The sequence below is a fragment of the Paenibacillus sp. An7 genome, assembly GCF_009870785.1.
GTDB lineage: Bacteria > Bacillota > Bacilli > Paenibacillales > Paenibacillaceae > Paenibacillus.
The window spans coordinates 240,167-256,172 of sequence record NZ_WTWX01000004.1; the positions used below are offsets into that span (position 1 = coordinate 240,167).

Below are 16,006 nucleotides of genomic sequence, written 5' to 3' on the forward strand. Positions count from 1 at the left end.
GAGAGAAAGTATTCTCTGAATTATTGAAAAAGGTGAAATCGTGCAGAAAACTTCGCATGATCCAACAGCCAATAAATGTAACGCTACTTAAGAATACAGATAAACGAAGTGGATTTGTCCACATGTCCACCATATAAAAGGAGTTTGAAAAAATTTGACAACTTTCTCAGAATTTAATTTGGAACCTAAGGTTCTACAAGCTATTACAGAACTAGGATTCGAAGAAGCGACACCCATTCAATCTAAATCGATCCCATTAGCACTTGGCGGAAGAGATTTGATTGGACAAGCACAAACAGGTACAGGTAAAACTGCTGCATTTGGTATTCCACTCATCAGCAAAATCGAAAAAACTGACGAAAAAATTCGTGCACTGATTATGGCTCCTACACGTGAACTTGCCATTCAGGTAGCAGAAGAAATCGAGAAACTTTCTCGTTTCAAAGGAATCCGCACTCTTCCAATCTACGGCGGTCAAGATATTGTTCGCCAAATTCGCGCTTTGAAAAAGAAACCACAAGTGATTATCGGTACACCAGGTCGTTTGCTTGACCACATCAACCGTAAAACAATCAAACTTGAAGATGTACAAACTGTTGTCCTTGACGAAGCAGATGAAATGCTCGATATGGGTTTCATGGAAGATATTCAATCGATCCTGAAACAAGTTCCGAAGGAGCGTCAAACGATGTTGTTCTCGGCTACAATGCCTACTAACATCCAAAAGCTCGCACAACAATTCTTGAATAACCCAGAGCACGTATCTGTTATTCCTAAACAAGTAAGCGCACCGCTTATTGAGCAATCTTATATCGAAGTACCTGAACGTCAAAAATTTGACGCATTGAGCCGTTTGCTTGACATGGAATCTCCTGAGCTTGCTATCGTATTCGGCCGTACGAAACGCCGTGTAGATGAGCTTGCAGAAGCCTTGCAAAAACGTGGATACTCTGCAGATGGTCTTCATGGTGACCTTTCTCAAAATCAACGTGATGCTGTAATGCGTAAATTCCGTGATGGAAGCATTGATGTACTCGTAGCTACAGACGTAGCAGCTCGGGGACTTGACGTTTCTGGTGTAACGCATGTAATTAACTTTGACCTTCCGCAAGATCCTGAGAGCTATGTTCACCGTATTGGTCGTACAGGCCGTGCAGGTAAAGAAGGTGCAGCTTACTCTTTCGTGACTCCGCGTGAGATTGATCATCTGCACTTCATCGAGCGTGTAACTCGTCACCGTATTCCGCGTAAACCGCTTCCTACACTTGCAGAAGCAATTGAAGGTAAACAACGCGTAACAGCAGAGCGTCTTCTTGATATTGTACAAGATGGCGAACTGAACGAGTACAAAGGAATTGCGATTCAAATGCTCGAGCAGTACGACTCTGTACAACTCTTGTCTGCAGCTCTTAAACTCCTTACAGGAGACAAGAAAGATGCAGCAGTTGAACTTACACCTGAGGATCCGATTCGTGCTAAACGTCGTAAACCAGATGTTCGTTCTAGTGGACGTAAGCCTTCTGGCAGCTACGGTGGTAATCGTAGTGGTGGATACAACCGCAGTGGTAGCGGTAGTGGAAGCAGCAGCAACCGAGGCGGATACAGCAGTGGTGGACGTAAAGAAGGCGGATATAATCGTGACCGCGATCGCGATCGCAGTAAACCGCGTTCATACAGCAACAATAACAGCACTACTGGTAGCAGCAACAATAGCGGTGAGCGTAGACCTCGTCGTGAAGATTCTTCATTTGAATAAGATACAAAAAGAAGACGAAGCATATGATGCTTCGTCTTTTCTGTTATTTAACAGAAAAAGGTTTTAGAAATAATGACAAGCAGGATGAATAGAACGAGAATCGTACCTGTGGAGAACCATTCAAAACCACCAGTACCACATCCACCAACAACAGGGCCATAGCCGTAAGACATCGCTTTCACCTCCCTACGATCAGAAGCTTGCTTTGCTCTGCTACTACACTTTATCCTATGGATGAATTAAGAAATATGACTAGATATATGCCTAAAGGTATAATAAATAGGCTTATACCTTTAAATTTCAGTAAAATATACATTTTTTTATAAATGGAAAGGCTCGTATTTGCCTGAGATGCTAGCTTTTCATTATAGTTATGCGGTATAGTTACTAGTAGAGATCACGAATAACTCTGGATTTTCTGGAGCGGTCAATTTACATTATGAATGGATATTCTTTGCTAACAGAGCTGCGTTTGCCTTGTATTCATACATAATATAAAGCACTACTCGGATTCGGGAATCCGCATCTAAGATGATACATGGGGTTGAATTTCGGAATAATTGAAATTTTTCCTGTGTGTAAGGAGGAGAAAAATTTGGAGTTTAAGGGAGCAATGGGAGGCATTTATCGCCTTACGGAATGGATCACTAGATTTGCAGGGGCTAACCTGTTATGGGTACTCTGTGCTTCACCATTCTTTTTCTTTACGATTGTGAAGATTCTCGTTTTGGGGCAAGGAATGACGAATGAATCGCTGCAAATGAACTGGGCCATCGCAGTCGTGGCACCGTTTACATTCTTTCCTGCGACAGCAGCCTTATTTGGTGTAGTTCGTAAATGGGTCATGGGGGATGCTGATGTCCCTGTATTCAAAACCTTTTTTGCCGGTTACAAAGATAACTTTAAGCAAAGTATGTTAGGTGGTATTTTCTATACTATTCTATTTGTTGTAATGTATTTGGATTATACCGTATACATGACACAATTTAAGAATTTGCAGTTAATTGGTATTATTATGCTGATTCTATTACTATTACTTGGTGTTTCTATGTTTAACTTCTTTTCGATGGTGGTCCATTATCACATGTCGATTGGACTCATCATTAAGAATGCTGTGCTCATTACGTTAATCCGTCCCTTCCGCGTATTCTCAACTCTGCTTGGAGCGGGATTAGTAACTTATATTGGTGCACAGTATCCAGCATTGTTCTTTTTCTTTATTGGCAGCATCATTGCATGGTTTGCTTTCTTTAATTTCTACGCTACTTTCACCAAAATGCAGGAACAAATAGAGAAAATGCAAGCAGATCAGGCAGATGAAGAGGGAACTCTTGAAGAACCATCCTCTGAGTCCCGCACAGAATTGAAATAAGAAGAGTCGTGATGATTAGCATATTCTGTTTTCTTATTTACATTTACATGGAATAGCGCTATAATTGTTTCTACATCCTGCGGTGTTCGTATCGGTTATTCGTTGTTTTTGAACCAATGACTATGTCTCGGGAGATCAAACGAGGTGCGGCTGAAACGCCCTGTCTATATGACATGGGGACTTCATAACCAGCTCTGAGATCACCCACCTGCTATCGCAGGTTCAGAAGACAATATAATCGGACGGCATTTGCGGGAATCCTTTTCAGGATTTAAGAAACATCTCCACGTACTCTGTAAGGGTGCTTTGAGATGTTTTTTTTAGTTTTATTAGACATGGCGAATAGACAGCAGCTCATTAGTCTTCCCGTTCTAATTACGAATGGATTTTATTATAATTACATAGGTTGTTTCTGCTCACTTTTGTTCTGTAATAGAGAATGTTACACTAGATTACAGAAAAAAGGGACGGCTATATATAAAGGGGGAAGAGTCTTGTCACTCAAAAGAACACTTGTCGGTATTATCCGCAGTATGGAAGGAACAAGCGATCGAGCTAAGGATCCCAAAATGAAAACACGTTACTATAACTTGTCTAGAGACAAAGCATGGGATGAAATTTCCTCTCTAATGAAGAAGATTCCTGGCTACAAAGTACTTCACGAGGTACCTTCTGTTGGTGAAATTACGATGGAGAAACGCACTACATTTGGCCGTACATTAGATATTACGGTGACTTTAATTCAAGTGACACCTGTCCGTACGGCGGTTGATATTTATTCTGCTTCAAAAGGTTCATTAGGTGATCTTGGAGCGAACTATCGGATTATACTTCAACTTTTTGATATTATTGATAAGAAGCTCTCCAGGTATAAAGTGACCGGAGAATAAAATAAAAAGCGAGCAAGGACAAGTCCTCGTTCGCTTTTTTTGTGTGACAGGTATTACAAAAGTTCTTTTACTGCTTGAATTGCTGCTTCAAAGTTAGGCGGCTCTGTCATTTCTGCCAGATACTCTACATATGTAATTTTGTCGTTTGCATCAATTACAAAAATAGAACGCATATCAAGTGCGAATTCTTTAATGAGAACACCATATGCTTGGCCAAAGGAGTTCGTTTTGTAATCCGAAAGGGTTACCACTTTATCTACGCCTGCTGCACCGCACCAACGAGCTTGAGCAAAAGGTAGATCTGCGCTTACTGTTAAGATAACTACATTCTCTCCAAGAGAAGCAGCCTCTTCATTGAAACGGCGAGTTTGTGCATCGCACACACCCGTATCAAGGGAAGGAACGACGCTAATCAGTTTGACTTTGCCAGCATAGTCCGAAAGATTTACTTCAGTAAGCAAGTCTTTGTTTAGTGTAAAGTTGGGAGCTTGATCTCCCGCTTTCAGTTCAGGTCCGATCAGTGTAAGGGGACTACCTTTAAATGTGGCTACGCCACTACGTTCTTGGGACATCTATGTGTACCTCCTTAAAATTGGTTATCTTCATACTTATCTATTATAATCGTATTAGCAAGTTTATGTCCAATGCAGGGCATTTAAGAAAGGGTGTAGTTATGATTTTTTTACGTTATGAAAACTGGAAAGGGTACATAAAGTACTATCCGGTAACTACGTTACTGCTTGCAGCTAACGTCATTATGTTTATGGTATTAGTCTTTAATGGCGGATCGGAGAATCCATATACCTTATTAAAGTTTGGAGCATTAGCTAATATCCCTCCATTGAATGAGGAAGTATGGCGCTTGTTCGCTTCTATGTTCCTTCATTCTGGATTTAGTCATTTGTTCTTTAATTGTTTTGCCTTACTGGTATTTGCACCGCCGCTGGAAAGATTACTCGGTTGGTGGAAATATGCTTTTTTATACGTAGCAAGTGGTTTTATTGGTAATTTGATCACACAGGGTTATTATAATAACCTGTCGTCACCCACGTATGCGGTGGGAGCATCAGGTGCAATCTATGGTGTCTATGGTGCATTTTTATATATAGCTATTTTCCAGCGCAACAAGATGGATGAAGCCTCAAGGAAAGTGATGTATACCATTTTAGGATTCGGTATTATTTTTTCTTTGGGTGTAGCGAATATTAATTTAGTTGCTCATTTTGGCGGGCTGATTGCTGGCTTTTTCATATACGGGTTACTAATTAGATTATTTAAACAGAAGCATCGTTGATTCATTCGTGCTTGCATGATACAGTAGAGTCAAGAAGAGCATCCTTGGTATACTTGGATGGTTTTAGTAGATTGGAGCGATTAAACGAGTGGAACTACGACAGTTGCAGTACTTTTTAAAGGTTGCACAGAAAGAACACGTGACTCAAGCTGCGGAAGAGCTTCATGTAGCTCAATCCGCAGTAAGTCGCCAGATTCATCATCTTGAAGAGGAACTCGGAGTCGACTTGTTTATGCACAAGGGAAGAAATTTGCAACTTACTCCTGTGGGACAATTATTCTGTAAAAGAGTAGAGGGAATTCTTAAGGACTTGGATCGGGCTGTTGGTGAGGTACATGAATTTTCGGACCCAGAAAAAGGGGAAATTCGTATTGGTTTCCCGCATAGTCTTGGTATTCACCTTATTCCTTCTGTCGTTTCGGAGTTTAGAAAGCGCTATCCTAATGTGAAATTTAAGTTTAAACAAGGTATGTACCCAACATTGATTAGAGATGTATTATCTTCAGAAGTAGATCTAGCGTTTATTTCTCCTTTTCCTGAAAAACATGAGCAGATCGGCGGGGATGTCGTTCTTACAGAAGAGTTGTATGCCATTTTACCACAAAACCACCCGCTTGCTGGAGAAGAAACCATTCGATTGGAACAATTAAAGGAAGATAAGTTTATCTTATTTAGCAAAGGTTATTCTCTAAGGCCGATCGTATGGCATGCTTGTTTAGAAGCAGGATTTACTCCGAGGATTGCATTTGAAGGTGAAGAGACAGATGCTATACGCGGTCTTGTAGCAGCTGGAATGGGTGTGAGTGTTCTTCCGGAAATGGCTTTATTTCAAACTAACCCGCTTCAACCTGCTAGAGTAAGATTATCAAGCCCGAGAGTAACTCGTTCTATCGGACTGATTCATCGAAATGATGAGAAGTTGCCTCTGGTTGCGCAGTCTTTCCGGTCATTTTTACTTGATTACTTTGGCTTAGAAAATAACAAAACCCCAGTCAATTAAGACTGGGGTTCTTATATATTTACTATTCACGGTTACTTGTGAAGATCGCAATGTATCTAATAAGCTCAAGTAGAGAGATAAGAGCAGCTGCTACATAAGTCAGGGCTGCGGCATTAAGAACTTTACCAACACCACGTTCTTCTTCCCTCTGAATAAAGCCTTCTTGTACAATAATGTCGCGAGCACGGTTACTGGCATTAAATTCAACAGGAAGGGTAATCAATTGAAAAGCTACCGTTACCGAGAAGAAAATGATACCAAGACCAATTAAATTAAGTGCATTAAAGAAAAATCCACCCAAAATAAGAAATGGTGCAATACCGGATGCAAAGTTCACGACTGGGAAAATTCTGTGACGCAATACGAGCATTGGATAATGTTCTTTATGCTGAATCGCGTGACCCACCTCGTGAGATGCAACAGAAACGGCTGAAATGGATCTTTCGTAATATACTGGCTCTGACAGACGAACCACACGGTGAATCGGGTCATAGTGGTCAGAAAGAGCTCCACGCACAGGCTCAATCGGTACATCATGAAGTCCATTTAGATCGAGCATGCGTCTTGCAACATCATAGCCCGTCATTCCTGTTGTGTTTTCCACTTTAGCCCATTTGTTAAAAGTACCTTTTACTCGGAACTGGGCCCAAAGTGACAATATAAATGCAACAATAATTAGAACATACAGAAATCCCATAAACTTACCTCCATATTATTATAAATAACTACATCATGGAGCTTTCAAGCAAAATTTTCAGTGCTTCCATACAAGCCGCACTTTTCGTTAATAACCCTGCAACGACTTTGCGCTGATGGGTTGGTTTCATGTCTTGAAGGAGTGGTTTCAGTTCGTTCATTTCTCGTTCAAGCTGCTGTACATGAATTTCCAGACTGTTAAGTTTGCTTGTAACCTGCTCATTTGAGGAAACGGAGCTCCATTTTTCTAAAGACTGTTTAATCTCTTCGAGACTATACTTCTCTAGTTTCATCTGGATAATACGTTCGAGACGAGACAAGGTTTCATGAGTGTATAATCTATAGTTTTTTTGTGTACGTTGCTCTGGCGTGATTAGCCCAAGCTTCGTGTAATAGTCAATCGTACGTTCACTGACACCGGCAGCTTTCGACAATTCACCGATTCGATACAGTTTCATATCCCCATCGAGAACACTCACCTTTCCCTATTCAATAAACAATATGATACATGAAGAAGAACCGTACAGTCAAACGTTACACTTTTTAGGTCCTTATATACACTTGCTCTCATATTAGTCAAAAAAATAAACGAAAGTGGTAACGATTTCATAAAAATATATACATTGTAATAATAATATGGTAATGATTATAATCTTGATGATAATTAATTTCTTATTGGTTGTTAATTTATATGACATATATGTTTCGATTTATAAAAATGATGGACCTATGCGAAAAGGACAGGGGGCAGGAGATATGGATAACCTGGAAGATGTGGATTCCGCCTTTACACTAAAGCAAGCTCGCATGAAGAGACAAGAGGAATTACAGAATGAGATAGATCAAATAAGTATACTGGATTGGTATCGACGCGTTAATGATTTGCATGATGCCATCGCGACAAAAGCGATCGAGCTTACAGAAAAAGAAATGTGGAAGGAGGGGTATGGCCTGGCCCCCGTTCCTTATGCTTTCGTTGTATTTGGAAGTTCTGGAAGAAGAGAAGCTACGCTATGGAGCGATCAGGATAACGGACTTATTATTAGTGACAAAGAGCATCCAGACAAAGAACGTTTTTTCAAAGAGTTTGGTATAAGACTAAGTAATATGCTGGAGTCAGCAGGTTATGCTAAATGTGAAGGAAAAGTAATGTGTTCTGAAGCGTTATGGGCGAGAACGCTCTCTTCCTGGAGAGAGCAGCTTAGTGAATGGTCGAATGACTTACAATGGGAACCGGTACGCTACTATATTATTGCTGCTGATATGAGGCATGTTGCGGGGGATCTCACGTTATCCCATCAGTTTCAGAAATATTATTCTTTCCTATTTGAATCCACGCCTGATCTGGCTGCGGCTGTATTACGTAACACGGTAAGGCATAAGGCTACTTTAAATATCCTTGGCCAAGTCGTGAAGGAACGTTTTGGGGAGCATGCTGGAGGATTTGATGTGAAATACGGTATGTATATTCCGCTTGTGAACAGCGGGCGCTATTTCGCTTTACAGAACGGTCTGAAAGAGACAAATACACTTCAGCGCTTAAAGAAACTTTCGACTCTCGAAGCAGCTCCGTCCAGCCTTATTGAACCATGTGAGAAAGCATTCTTGATTGCACTGCATTTAAGAAGAAGCGCTCAGATGAAGGAAGATCATAGTGTGCTATCAAGCAGCGGATATATTGATCAAGATCAGTTAAGAGATAAAGACACGTTATATAAACTGAGAATAGGACTGTCTGCTGTGAAGAAAATTCACCGGAATCTGCAAAGACAACTTCGGTTTGTCGAGAGGGGCCGTCTATGAAAGAGCCAAGCAGGGGAAATAACGGTTTTTGGAACTCGTTCAGACAAGGCGGAATACCATCTGCAATCGCTTCTATGATGGGGACTCCTACGGCACAGCACATGGCTTTTTTACGGTCTCTCATGAGAGAAAATCGACGGCCTGAGACCTTGCGAACACCGCTTCATGAACTTGACGCCGTTGTATTTGATTTAGAGACGACAGGTTTTGCGCCCCAGCATGGAGATGAGATTTTGTCTTTTGGTGCTGTGCGGGTTATCGGGGGGGGAATAATAGAAGAGGAGCAGTTTTATACTCTTGTTAAAACGAAGAACCGTATTCCGGAGCACATTGCTGAGCTTACTGGAATTACAAGCGAAATGACCCAGGATGCTCCTCAGCTTTTGAATGGACTGCATGATTTTATGTCTTTTGTAGGCGGGCGGGTTCTTGTAGCTCATGCGAGTGCACATGACAAATCTTTTCTGAATGCAGCTTTATGGAAAACCTCAAAAGTGAGACTAAGCCACCGCGTTATTGATACCATGATGCTGGCGAGATGGCTTGAACCGCAGCGATCTGGTTATGGACTTGATGAACTCCTTCAATCAAGAAATATTGAAATTAAGGGGAGACACCATGCATTAGAAGATGCGATGATGACAGCCCGTTTATGGGGAGCCTATCTCGATGATATTTCAAAAATGAATGTGGTAACCTTATCTGATCTTTATCATCACCTAAGTCACGCATAGTGCGACATGCCTAAGCCTGTATCCATGTTCTTGCTTTATGACCTCGTAAGCTTTAACTTCTAATTGCTGCTCGTTGGGATCGATTCCTGCAATAAGATAGATCCTCATCAATTGTCCGTATGACTGCAAGTTCTGAAGATCCTCAGCTGAGGGAAGTGGAGCGGAAATAGGATGCGTGTGATATAGACCTATTAAATCAGGAGATGTCAGCAGATGATGGACCCACACTTCGGGTTCAAGTTCAAAGTGATGATTGGGTTCTGCTGCTACGTTTTTGACAGGTATTATGGAATGGATGTCAACTGAATCGTCAATTGACGAAGTTCCTAGTAGTAAACCGCATCCTTCAAAAGGCCGGGATGTATGGAAGTGTTTTTTTATTTGTTCATAAGTTTCAGCCGTCATTCGGATGATCATGTTAAGAGGCTCCTTCTTCTTTTTGAGATAAGATTGAGATAGGAAACATGCAGCTCCTTTTTAGAAAAGGAGTTTTTTGTGATATAATGAACCAAAATTAGGGATAAAATGAGATCAATAGGAAATCAATAATGAAAGCATATATAGTCTATAACATGGAAAAAGGATGGGCAAATGAAACGTAACTTGTATATATGGGCTGGGATTCTACTGCTGATCGGTTTTGCTTTTTGGCAAACGAGTAATAAAGAAGGAGGTCTGTCCATTCAAAATGTATTCCAACCGGACAAACCTCTTCCTACAGAAACGGGGGCGAAAGCAGGACTGCTTGCTCCACCTTTTGAGTTAAAGGGGCTAGAGAATAAAGAAGAAACTTATAGAGTAGGCGGGACAAGAGAAAAAGCACTCCTGATTAATTTTTGGGCTTCATGGTGTGATCCTTGTAAGATGGAAGCTGCCTCGTTAAATTTGCTTGCGAAAAACTACAAAGATGAGCTTGATGTATACGGAGTTAATGTAACGAAATATGATACAGTAAAAGATGCCAAACAATTTGTTGACACGTTTAAACTTCAATTTCCAATCCTAACGGATGAAGATGGAACAGTTTATGATTTATATAAAGGAATGGCATTTCCGACGAACGTTCTGATTGATAAAAACGGCGTGATTCAAGAAATTATTCTGGGCATTCTGACAGAAGAAGAACTAGAGAAGAAAGTTGAGGCACTTGTGAAAAAATAAAAAGAGGCTGCAGATGATGAGATCTGCAGCCTCTTTTGCATAGATAAGATCGGCGCTTAATGGTTTACTAATCCTTGGTGCGGCAAAGCATCGGGTTCAATGAATTCGGAGGGATCTTCCTCGAGAAGAGCATACCGGAAACTGTGTACGAGTGCTTCCCAGCTCGCTTCAATAATATTCTCAGAAACCCCTACGGTGTTCCAGGAATCAGTGAAGTTTTTGGATTCGATAAGAACCCTAACTTTGGCAGCTGTCGTATCTTTATCGTCAAGGACTCTAACTTTATAATCGGATAAATGCATGTTTTTTAAAGATGGATAATAAGTAATGAGTGCTTTACGAAGTGCATTATCCAGTGCATTCAGCGGACCATTACCTTCTGCAGCAGTATAGTGACTGCGTCCACCAACGTTGATTTTGACAAAGGCTTCGGATACAACGGGTTTACCAACATTTTTCTCAACCAACATCTTAAAAGACTCAAAGGTAAACAGCTCTTGCATTTCACCGTTTGCTTCCCGAATGAGGAGTTCAAGAGAAGCATCTGCTCCTTCAAACTGATAGCCTTGATGTTCGAGATCTTTAATTTTGTTAATTACGTTCTTTGTCTGTTCACTGGTTGGATCAAATTCAATTCCCATGTCTTTGGCCTTGGAAACAATGTTGCTCTGTCCTGCGAGCTCAGATACGAGTATTCTTTGTTTGTTACCGACTTGTTCGGGAACAATATGTTCATAAGTACGAGAATCACGCATGATGGCTGATACGTGAATGCCGCCTTTATGTGCAAAAGCTGCATTACCTACATACGGCTGATTCACCGGCATATTCACATTGGCAATCTCACTAATATATCTAGCGACATTGGTTAATTGTGCAAGTTTTTCTTCTTCAACGCATTCATAACCGAATTTAAGCTGCAAATTAGGAATGACGGAGCACAGATTCGCGTTACCACAACGTTCTCCGTAGCCATTGATTGTCCCTTGGACTTGTCTTGCCCCGCTATTGATGGCTGCCAGTGTATTGGCTACAGCCAGCTCACAGTCATTGTGGGTATGGATGCCAAAGTTTGCATTTGGCAGTTGCTCTGTCAGGGACGAGACCACCTCATGTACTTCATGCGGCATCGTTCCCCCGTTCGTATCACACATTACAAGCCAGTCTGCGCCGGCTTCATATGCCTTTTTCATGACAGAAACGGCATACGCCGCATTATTTTTATAGCCGTCAAAAAAATGTTCTGCATCAAAAATGACCTCTAGTCCGCTTTGTTTCAGGTAACGGATGGAGTCATAAATCATTTCTAAGTTCTCTTCCAGTGTCGTTTGGAGTGCAGTATGCACATGAAAATCCCAAGACTTGCCCACGAGCGTAGCTGCATCTGCACCTGATTCAATAATACGATTTAAATTCGCATCTTCTGCAGCAACACTGCCCTTGCGGCGTGTACTGCCAAAGGCTACGATTTTTGCAGAAAGCCCGAGTTCCTGAACTCGCTTGAAGAATTCAATGTCTTTCGTGTTACTGCCTGGAATGCCGCCTTCAATATACTGTACTCCAAGGTAATCAAGCTTCCTCGCAATATGTAATTTGTCGTCTACAGATAAACTGATTCCTTCACCTTGTGTGCCATCGCGAAGTGTAGTATCAAAGATAGAGATGGACTTAGACATGATATGTTATCCCCCTTTTAAGAAGTCACCCTTAACTTTATAATTTTACTATTATATCAGTTCTTACCTAGAAAGTAAGATGTTATTTTGTAATTATTGTAGATGAATCCATTTATTTTAGACGTATTCCGGTATACTTAAGGAGATATTAACGGTAAAATAAAGTTTTGATGAATTGAATTTATATCTATTTTTTAGTGAGTAAAGAGTAAAGAAGGTATCCGCATGGAGAACGTAAAGGATTATTATCCAGTGAAGGGCCGCGTCATTTTACATGTAGATATGAATGCTTTTTATTGCTCCGTTCATGCTGCGGAAAGACCTGATCTATATGCAGGAAAACCAACAGCCGTTGCGGGCAGCAGTGAAAAGCGGAAAGGTGTTATCGTCACCTGTTCTTACGAAGCACGTAAACTAGGAATCAGTACAGGAATGGTTGTAAATCAGGGACTTCGAAAATGCCCTGAACTTATCGTTATTACACCGGACTTTCACCTATATCGTAAATACTCCAAGGCATTTATGAAGATCGCCTATGAATATACGCCGGAACTAGAGGCCACTTCTATTGATGAATGTTATTTAGATATTACGGGATCAAAACAATTCGGCACGCCGATCCAGATTGCAGAAGAAATTCAAAGAAGAATTAATGAAGAACTGGGGATTCCTTGTTCTATAGGAATTGCTCCTAATAAACTGCTGGCAAAAATGGGCTCAGATATGAAAAAGCCAAACGGTATTACCGTTCTTCGGTTGCGGGATGTTGAAAAAATACTATGGAGTAAGCCATGCGCGGAATTGTTTGGGATTGGACAAAAAACAGCAGAGAAACTGCGAAAACTTAACATTATGACTATTGGGCAGCTTGCGAATGCAGATGAACAAATGTTAAAAGATTATTTTGGCGTGCTTGGGACATGGATGAAGCAAGCAGCGAATGGAATCAGTCATACACCAGTACTCGCTAATCGTGAGCCGAATAAGTCAATCGGTCATACCACAACGCTACCTGAAGATATTTCGAATGAAAGCGACATTAACCGGGTACTGCTGAATATCAGTGACCAAGTGGGACGGCGTTTGAGAAGACAAGGAATGATGGCCGGCGGGATACAGCTTACCATTCGCACACCTGATATGAGAACCATTACTCGGTCCCATGCGCTGCAGGCACCTACTGACTTCGACAAGGATATTTATAAAGAGGCTGTAAATTTATTTTACCGGCAGTTTGGTGCAGGGAAACCGATTAGGCTGCTTGGGATTACGCTTCAAAATCTAATTCCGAAGAGTGAATCTGTAGTGCAGCTGGATCTTTTCGATTATCAAGAACAGCCGAAGAAAGAATCTCTTATTAAGGTAATGGACACATTAAGAGATAAATTTGGAGAAAATGCGGTGGTAACTGCGGGGATGCTTGGAGACGATCCATCGACACTGATCCGTAACTATAAATCGCGTGGAACATCATTACAAAAGGATAATCTTTCTCTTCCAGAATAGGGACTTGACAATGTCCTAAGTACAGTTCAAAATGATTTGTGTTTGTTATCAGTTTGTATTAAACTATTTGTTAGTATAGGTAAAACCTACTGTTTGTTGTGTTTAAATATAGGAGGCAGAGAAAAAATGGCTAAGTATACTTGGGTAGAAAAAGATACATGTATCGCTTGCGGTGCTTGTGGTGCCACAGCACCTGATATTTACGATTACGATGATGAAGGTCTTGCAGAAGTGATTTATAGCGGGGATGCGAACCACGGTAACGTTGAAATCCCAGAAGATCTTCATGAAGATATGCAAGATGCTTGTGATGGATGCCCTACCGATTCCATTAAAGTTGCAGATACACCATTTAACATGGAAGGTTAATTTCATCCATTTCAGACGCCTTGGTGCCGAGTTTCGGTGCCGGGCGTTTTTTTATGAAAAAAAGCGGTGTGTGTGTACTTTCCGGCACAGGCCGAGGACGGAACTTAAGCGAGGCTTGTCCACGGCCGAACGAATCCGGATAAACGTATTACTGCTGCATTAAGGGTTTGTTGATTCGCCGATAATGACGAAGACCGCAATTAAGATAATTAGGAGCAAAACGCTTAGAGCAGTCCAGAATAAGGCTTTCCGATTTACTTCCTCTTTCTTTTGCTGCAAGCTTGGTTTCTTCCTCTTTTGAGACATGTCAGATGCTCCTTTCACGACAAAAGTTAGGTTTTATCATAAGCTTTCTCTATTGTATTCAAACTGGGATAAATTATCAAAGTATTATATCTATCTAGATCTTCGTAAAAGGGCAGGAGTTGGGTCGCTATCCCTTTTCTTTTGCAACAAAAAACGCTAAACTGGAGAGTAGAGGGGAAGCTGGTGATATCAAAAAGCAAGCTGTATTCATACTATATGTTGTAAGTTTACATACGATATAGCTAGATATAGCAACCATGTTTTGATACATTTGTAAGCTCCCATAAATAGATCTAGTAAACGGAGTGGATGATTTGCTGTATCGTAATTTCGGAAAACCTTTTTTCTTCGCAATGGACGCTGAAAAAGCACACCATCTTGTAATAGGCAGTCTAAACAAAGCAGGCCGAATACCAGGAGGGGTGAGTTTGCTTCGCTCCATGTATCGTGTACGTGAAACAGCGGATCTAGCCACCGATTTATTCGGTCTCCATTTTCCAACGCCTATAGGTCTTGCTGCAGGACTGGATAAGAATGGGGAAGCTGTTCCTGGATTTTCTTCCATTGGATTTGGTTTCATGGAAGTGGGAACTGTAACGCCAGAACCACAACCAGGAAATGAACAGCCTAGACTGTTCAGACTTCCTCAAGATGAAGCACTTATTAACCGAATGGGCTTTAATAACCAAGGTGTAGCAGCCATGGCAACGGTTTTATCTGGGATAAAGGAACGACCCATACCGGTTGGCATTAATATTGGAAAAAACAAGATCACTGCGAATGAGGATGCTCCATTAGATTATCGCAAGTGTATCGAAAAGTTGTATTCGCATGCTGACTTTTTTGTTGTAAATATCAGTTCCCCAAATACACCGGATCTGCGCAGCTTGCAGCACGGAAGCGAACTTAGTGACTTGCTTGCCGCGGTTATGGATCAGATGAAGAAAGAATCTCAGAAATCAGGTGTAAAGAAGCCTGTTTTAGTTAAGATTGCACCGGATGTAACTGAGGTTGAATTGAAATATATGGTGGATACGATTTCAAAAAGCGGTGTTTCGGGTATCATAGCTACGAATACAACAATAAGCCGCGAAGGATTGACTCATGAGAATGCGAAAGAAACAGGTGGACTGAGTGGTAAGCCACTTCGTGATCGTTCAACAGAAATCATTAGCCAGGTTTACCGTCAAACGAATGGGAAGCTCCCTATAATCGGATCGGGAGGCATTTTTACAGCGAAAGATGCTTACGACAAAATTAAAGCGGGAGCAAGCTTGGTTGAGATTTATACCGCACTTATTTATGAAGGTCCTGAGATTAATCAACGTCTTCATGAAGGACTCAGGGAACTGCTTCGTAAGGATGGCTATCGTCACATTTCCGAAGCGGTCGGAGCAGATCATAGATAAGTGGCTGGTACTATAATGAATTAAGCTTTAGGTA

The 16,006-nt window shown here is 41.2% G+C and carries 18 protein-coding genes and 1 other RNA gene; 12 read left to right on the forward strand and 7 right to left on the reverse strand.

Going from position 1 to position 16,006, the window contains the following annotated elements:
* Positions 1-154: 154 nt before the first annotated feature.
* Positions 155-1,756, forward strand: a complete 1,602-nt coding sequence (gene cshA, locus GQY27_RS07985; RefSeq protein ID WP_160033015.1) for a degradosome RNA helicase CshA — start codon at positions 155-157, stop codon at positions 1,754-1,756.
* Positions 1,757-1,803: 47 nt separating this feature from the next.
* On the opposite strand, the gene GQY27_RS21910 is transcribed toward cshA, so the two are convergent.
* Positions 1,804-1,929 (reverse strand): hypothetical protein, encoded by a 126-nt coding sequence (locus tag GQY27_RS21910; protein ID WP_268893023.1) that lies wholly within the window; start codon positions 1,927-1,929, stop codon positions 1,804-1,806.
* A 422-nt stretch (positions 1,930-2,351) separates the two neighbouring features.
* Here GQY27_RS21910 and GQY27_RS07990 point away from each other — a divergent pair, with 422 nt between their 5' ends.
* From GQY27_RS07990 to GQY27_RS08000, 3 genes are all read left to right on the forward strand, one after another.
* Positions 2,352-3,128, forward strand: a complete 777-nt coding sequence (locus GQY27_RS07990) for a YesL family protein (protein WP_160033016.1) — start codon at positions 2,352-2,354, stop codon at positions 3,126-3,128.
* A gap of 71 nt (positions 3,129-3,199) precedes the next feature.
* A non-coding RNA gene (ssrS, locus tag GQY27_RS07995) (6S RNA) lies at positions 3,200-3,390 on the forward strand.
* A gap of 232 nt (positions 3,391-3,622) precedes the next feature.
* Positions 3,623-4,018 carry a DUF1499 domain-containing protein gene (locus tag GQY27_RS08000; RefSeq protein WP_160033018.1) on the forward strand — a complete coding sequence of 132 codons (396 nt, stop codon included), beginning with the start codon at positions 3,623-3,625 and terminating at the stop codon, positions 4,016-4,018.
* A gap of 53 nt (positions 4,019-4,071) precedes the next feature.
* On the opposite strand, the gene tpx is transcribed toward GQY27_RS08000, so the two are convergent.
* A complete protein-coding gene (tpx, locus tag GQY27_RS08005) occupies positions 4,072-4,590 on the reverse strand; it encodes a thiol peroxidase (RefSeq protein WP_160033020.1) in 519 nt (172 codons plus the stop codon).
* Between the two features lie 101 nt (positions 4,591-4,691).
* Between tpx and GQY27_RS08010 the strand changes: the two genes are divergently transcribed.
* Together GQY27_RS08010 and gltC are read left to right on the forward strand one after the other, a co-directional pair.
* Positions 4,692-5,312, forward strand: a complete 621-nt coding sequence (locus tag GQY27_RS08010; protein WP_160033022.1) for a rhomboid family intramembrane serine protease — start codon at positions 4,692-4,694, stop codon at positions 5,310-5,312.
* 88 nt (positions 5,313-5,400) lie between these two features.
* The gene (gene gltC, locus GQY27_RS08015; protein WP_160033024.1) at positions 5,401-6,312 is read left to right on the forward strand and encodes a glutamate biosynthesis transcriptional regulator GltC; all 912 of its coding nucleotides are present in this window, start codon (positions 5,401-5,403) and stop codon (positions 6,310-6,312) included.
* Positions 6,313-6,334: 22 nt separating this feature from the next.
* Here the strand turns inward: gltC and GQY27_RS08020 are convergent, their stop codons facing one another.
* Both GQY27_RS08020 and GQY27_RS08025 read right to left on the reverse strand, forming a co-directional pair.
* A complete protein-coding gene (locus GQY27_RS08020) occupies positions 6,335-7,009 on the reverse strand; it encodes a zinc metallopeptidase (protein WP_160033026.1) in 675 nt (224 codons plus the stop codon).
* A gap of 28 nt (positions 7,010-7,037) precedes the next feature.
* On the reverse strand, positions 7,038-7,466 hold the full coding sequence (locus GQY27_RS08025) for a MerR family transcriptional regulator (protein ID WP_160033028.1): 429 nt from the start codon (positions 7,464-7,466) through the stop codon (positions 7,038-7,040).
* A 298-nt stretch (positions 7,467-7,764) separates the two neighbouring features.
* Here GQY27_RS08025 and GQY27_RS08030 point away from each other — a divergent pair, with 298 nt between their 5' ends.
* Both GQY27_RS08030 and GQY27_RS08035 read left to right on the forward strand, forming a co-directional pair.
* Positions 7,765-8,811: a DUF294 nucleotidyltransferase-like domain-containing protein gene (locus GQY27_RS08030; protein WP_236570530.1), complete on the forward strand. Its 1,047-nt coding sequence runs from the start codon at positions 7,765-7,767 to the stop codon at positions 8,809-8,811.
* Entirely contained in the window at positions 8,808-9,545 is a 738-nt protein-coding gene (locus GQY27_RS08035; protein WP_160033032.1) for an exonuclease domain-containing protein, read from the forward strand. The genes GQY27_RS08030 and GQY27_RS08035 overlap by 4 nt, the downstream gene beginning before the upstream one ends.
* On the opposite strand, the gene GQY27_RS08040 is transcribed toward GQY27_RS08035, so the two are convergent.
* On the reverse strand, positions 9,531-9,962 hold the full coding sequence (locus GQY27_RS08040; RefSeq protein WP_160033034.1) for a M67 family metallopeptidase: 432 nt from the start codon (positions 9,960-9,962) through the stop codon (positions 9,531-9,533). The genes GQY27_RS08035 and GQY27_RS08040 overlap by 15 nt on opposite strands.
* A gap of 174 nt (positions 9,963-10,136) precedes the next feature.
* Here GQY27_RS08040 and GQY27_RS08045 point away from each other — a divergent pair, with 174 nt between their 5' ends.
* Positions 10,137-10,706 carry a TlpA family protein disulfide reductase gene (locus GQY27_RS08045; RefSeq protein WP_160033036.1) on the forward strand — a complete coding sequence of 190 codons (570 nt, stop codon included), beginning with the start codon at positions 10,137-10,139 and terminating at the stop codon, positions 10,704-10,706.
* 56 nt (positions 10,707-10,762) lie between these two features.
* Here GQY27_RS08045 and cimA read toward each other — a convergent pair whose 3' ends face one another.
* The gene (cimA, locus tag GQY27_RS08050; RefSeq protein ID WP_160033038.1) at positions 10,763-12,382 is read right to left on the reverse strand and encodes a citramalate synthase; all 1,620 of its coding nucleotides are present in this window, start codon (positions 12,380-12,382) and stop codon (positions 10,763-10,765) included.
* Positions 12,383-12,607: 225 nt separating this feature from the next.
* On the opposite strand from cimA, the gene GQY27_RS08055 reads away from it, so the two are divergent.
* Together GQY27_RS08055 and GQY27_RS08060 are read left to right on the forward strand one after the other, a co-directional pair.
* The gene (locus GQY27_RS08055) at positions 12,608-13,888 is read left to right on the forward strand and encodes a DNA polymerase IV (RefSeq protein WP_160033040.1); all 1,281 of its coding nucleotides are present in this window, start codon (positions 12,608-12,610) and stop codon (positions 13,886-13,888) included.
* Between the two features lie 126 nt (positions 13,889-14,014).
* The gene (locus tag GQY27_RS08060; protein ID WP_160033042.1) at positions 14,015-14,257 is read left to right on the forward strand and encodes a ferredoxin; all 243 of its coding nucleotides are present in this window, start codon (positions 14,015-14,017) and stop codon (positions 14,255-14,257) included.
* A gap of 159 nt (positions 14,258-14,416) precedes the next feature.
* Here the strand turns inward: GQY27_RS08060 and GQY27_RS21485 are convergent, their stop codons facing one another.
* Entirely contained in the window at positions 14,417-14,563 is a 147-nt protein-coding gene (locus GQY27_RS21485; RefSeq protein WP_191798136.1) for a hypothetical protein, read from the reverse strand.
* A gap of 314 nt (positions 14,564-14,877) precedes the next feature.
* On the opposite strand from GQY27_RS21485, the gene GQY27_RS08065 reads away from it, so the two are divergent.
* A complete protein-coding gene (locus tag GQY27_RS08065; protein ID WP_160033044.1) occupies positions 14,878-15,972 on the forward strand; it encodes a quinone-dependent dihydroorotate dehydrogenase in 1,095 nt (364 codons plus the stop codon).
* The last annotated feature ends 34 nt before the right edge of the window (positions 15,973-16,006 follow it).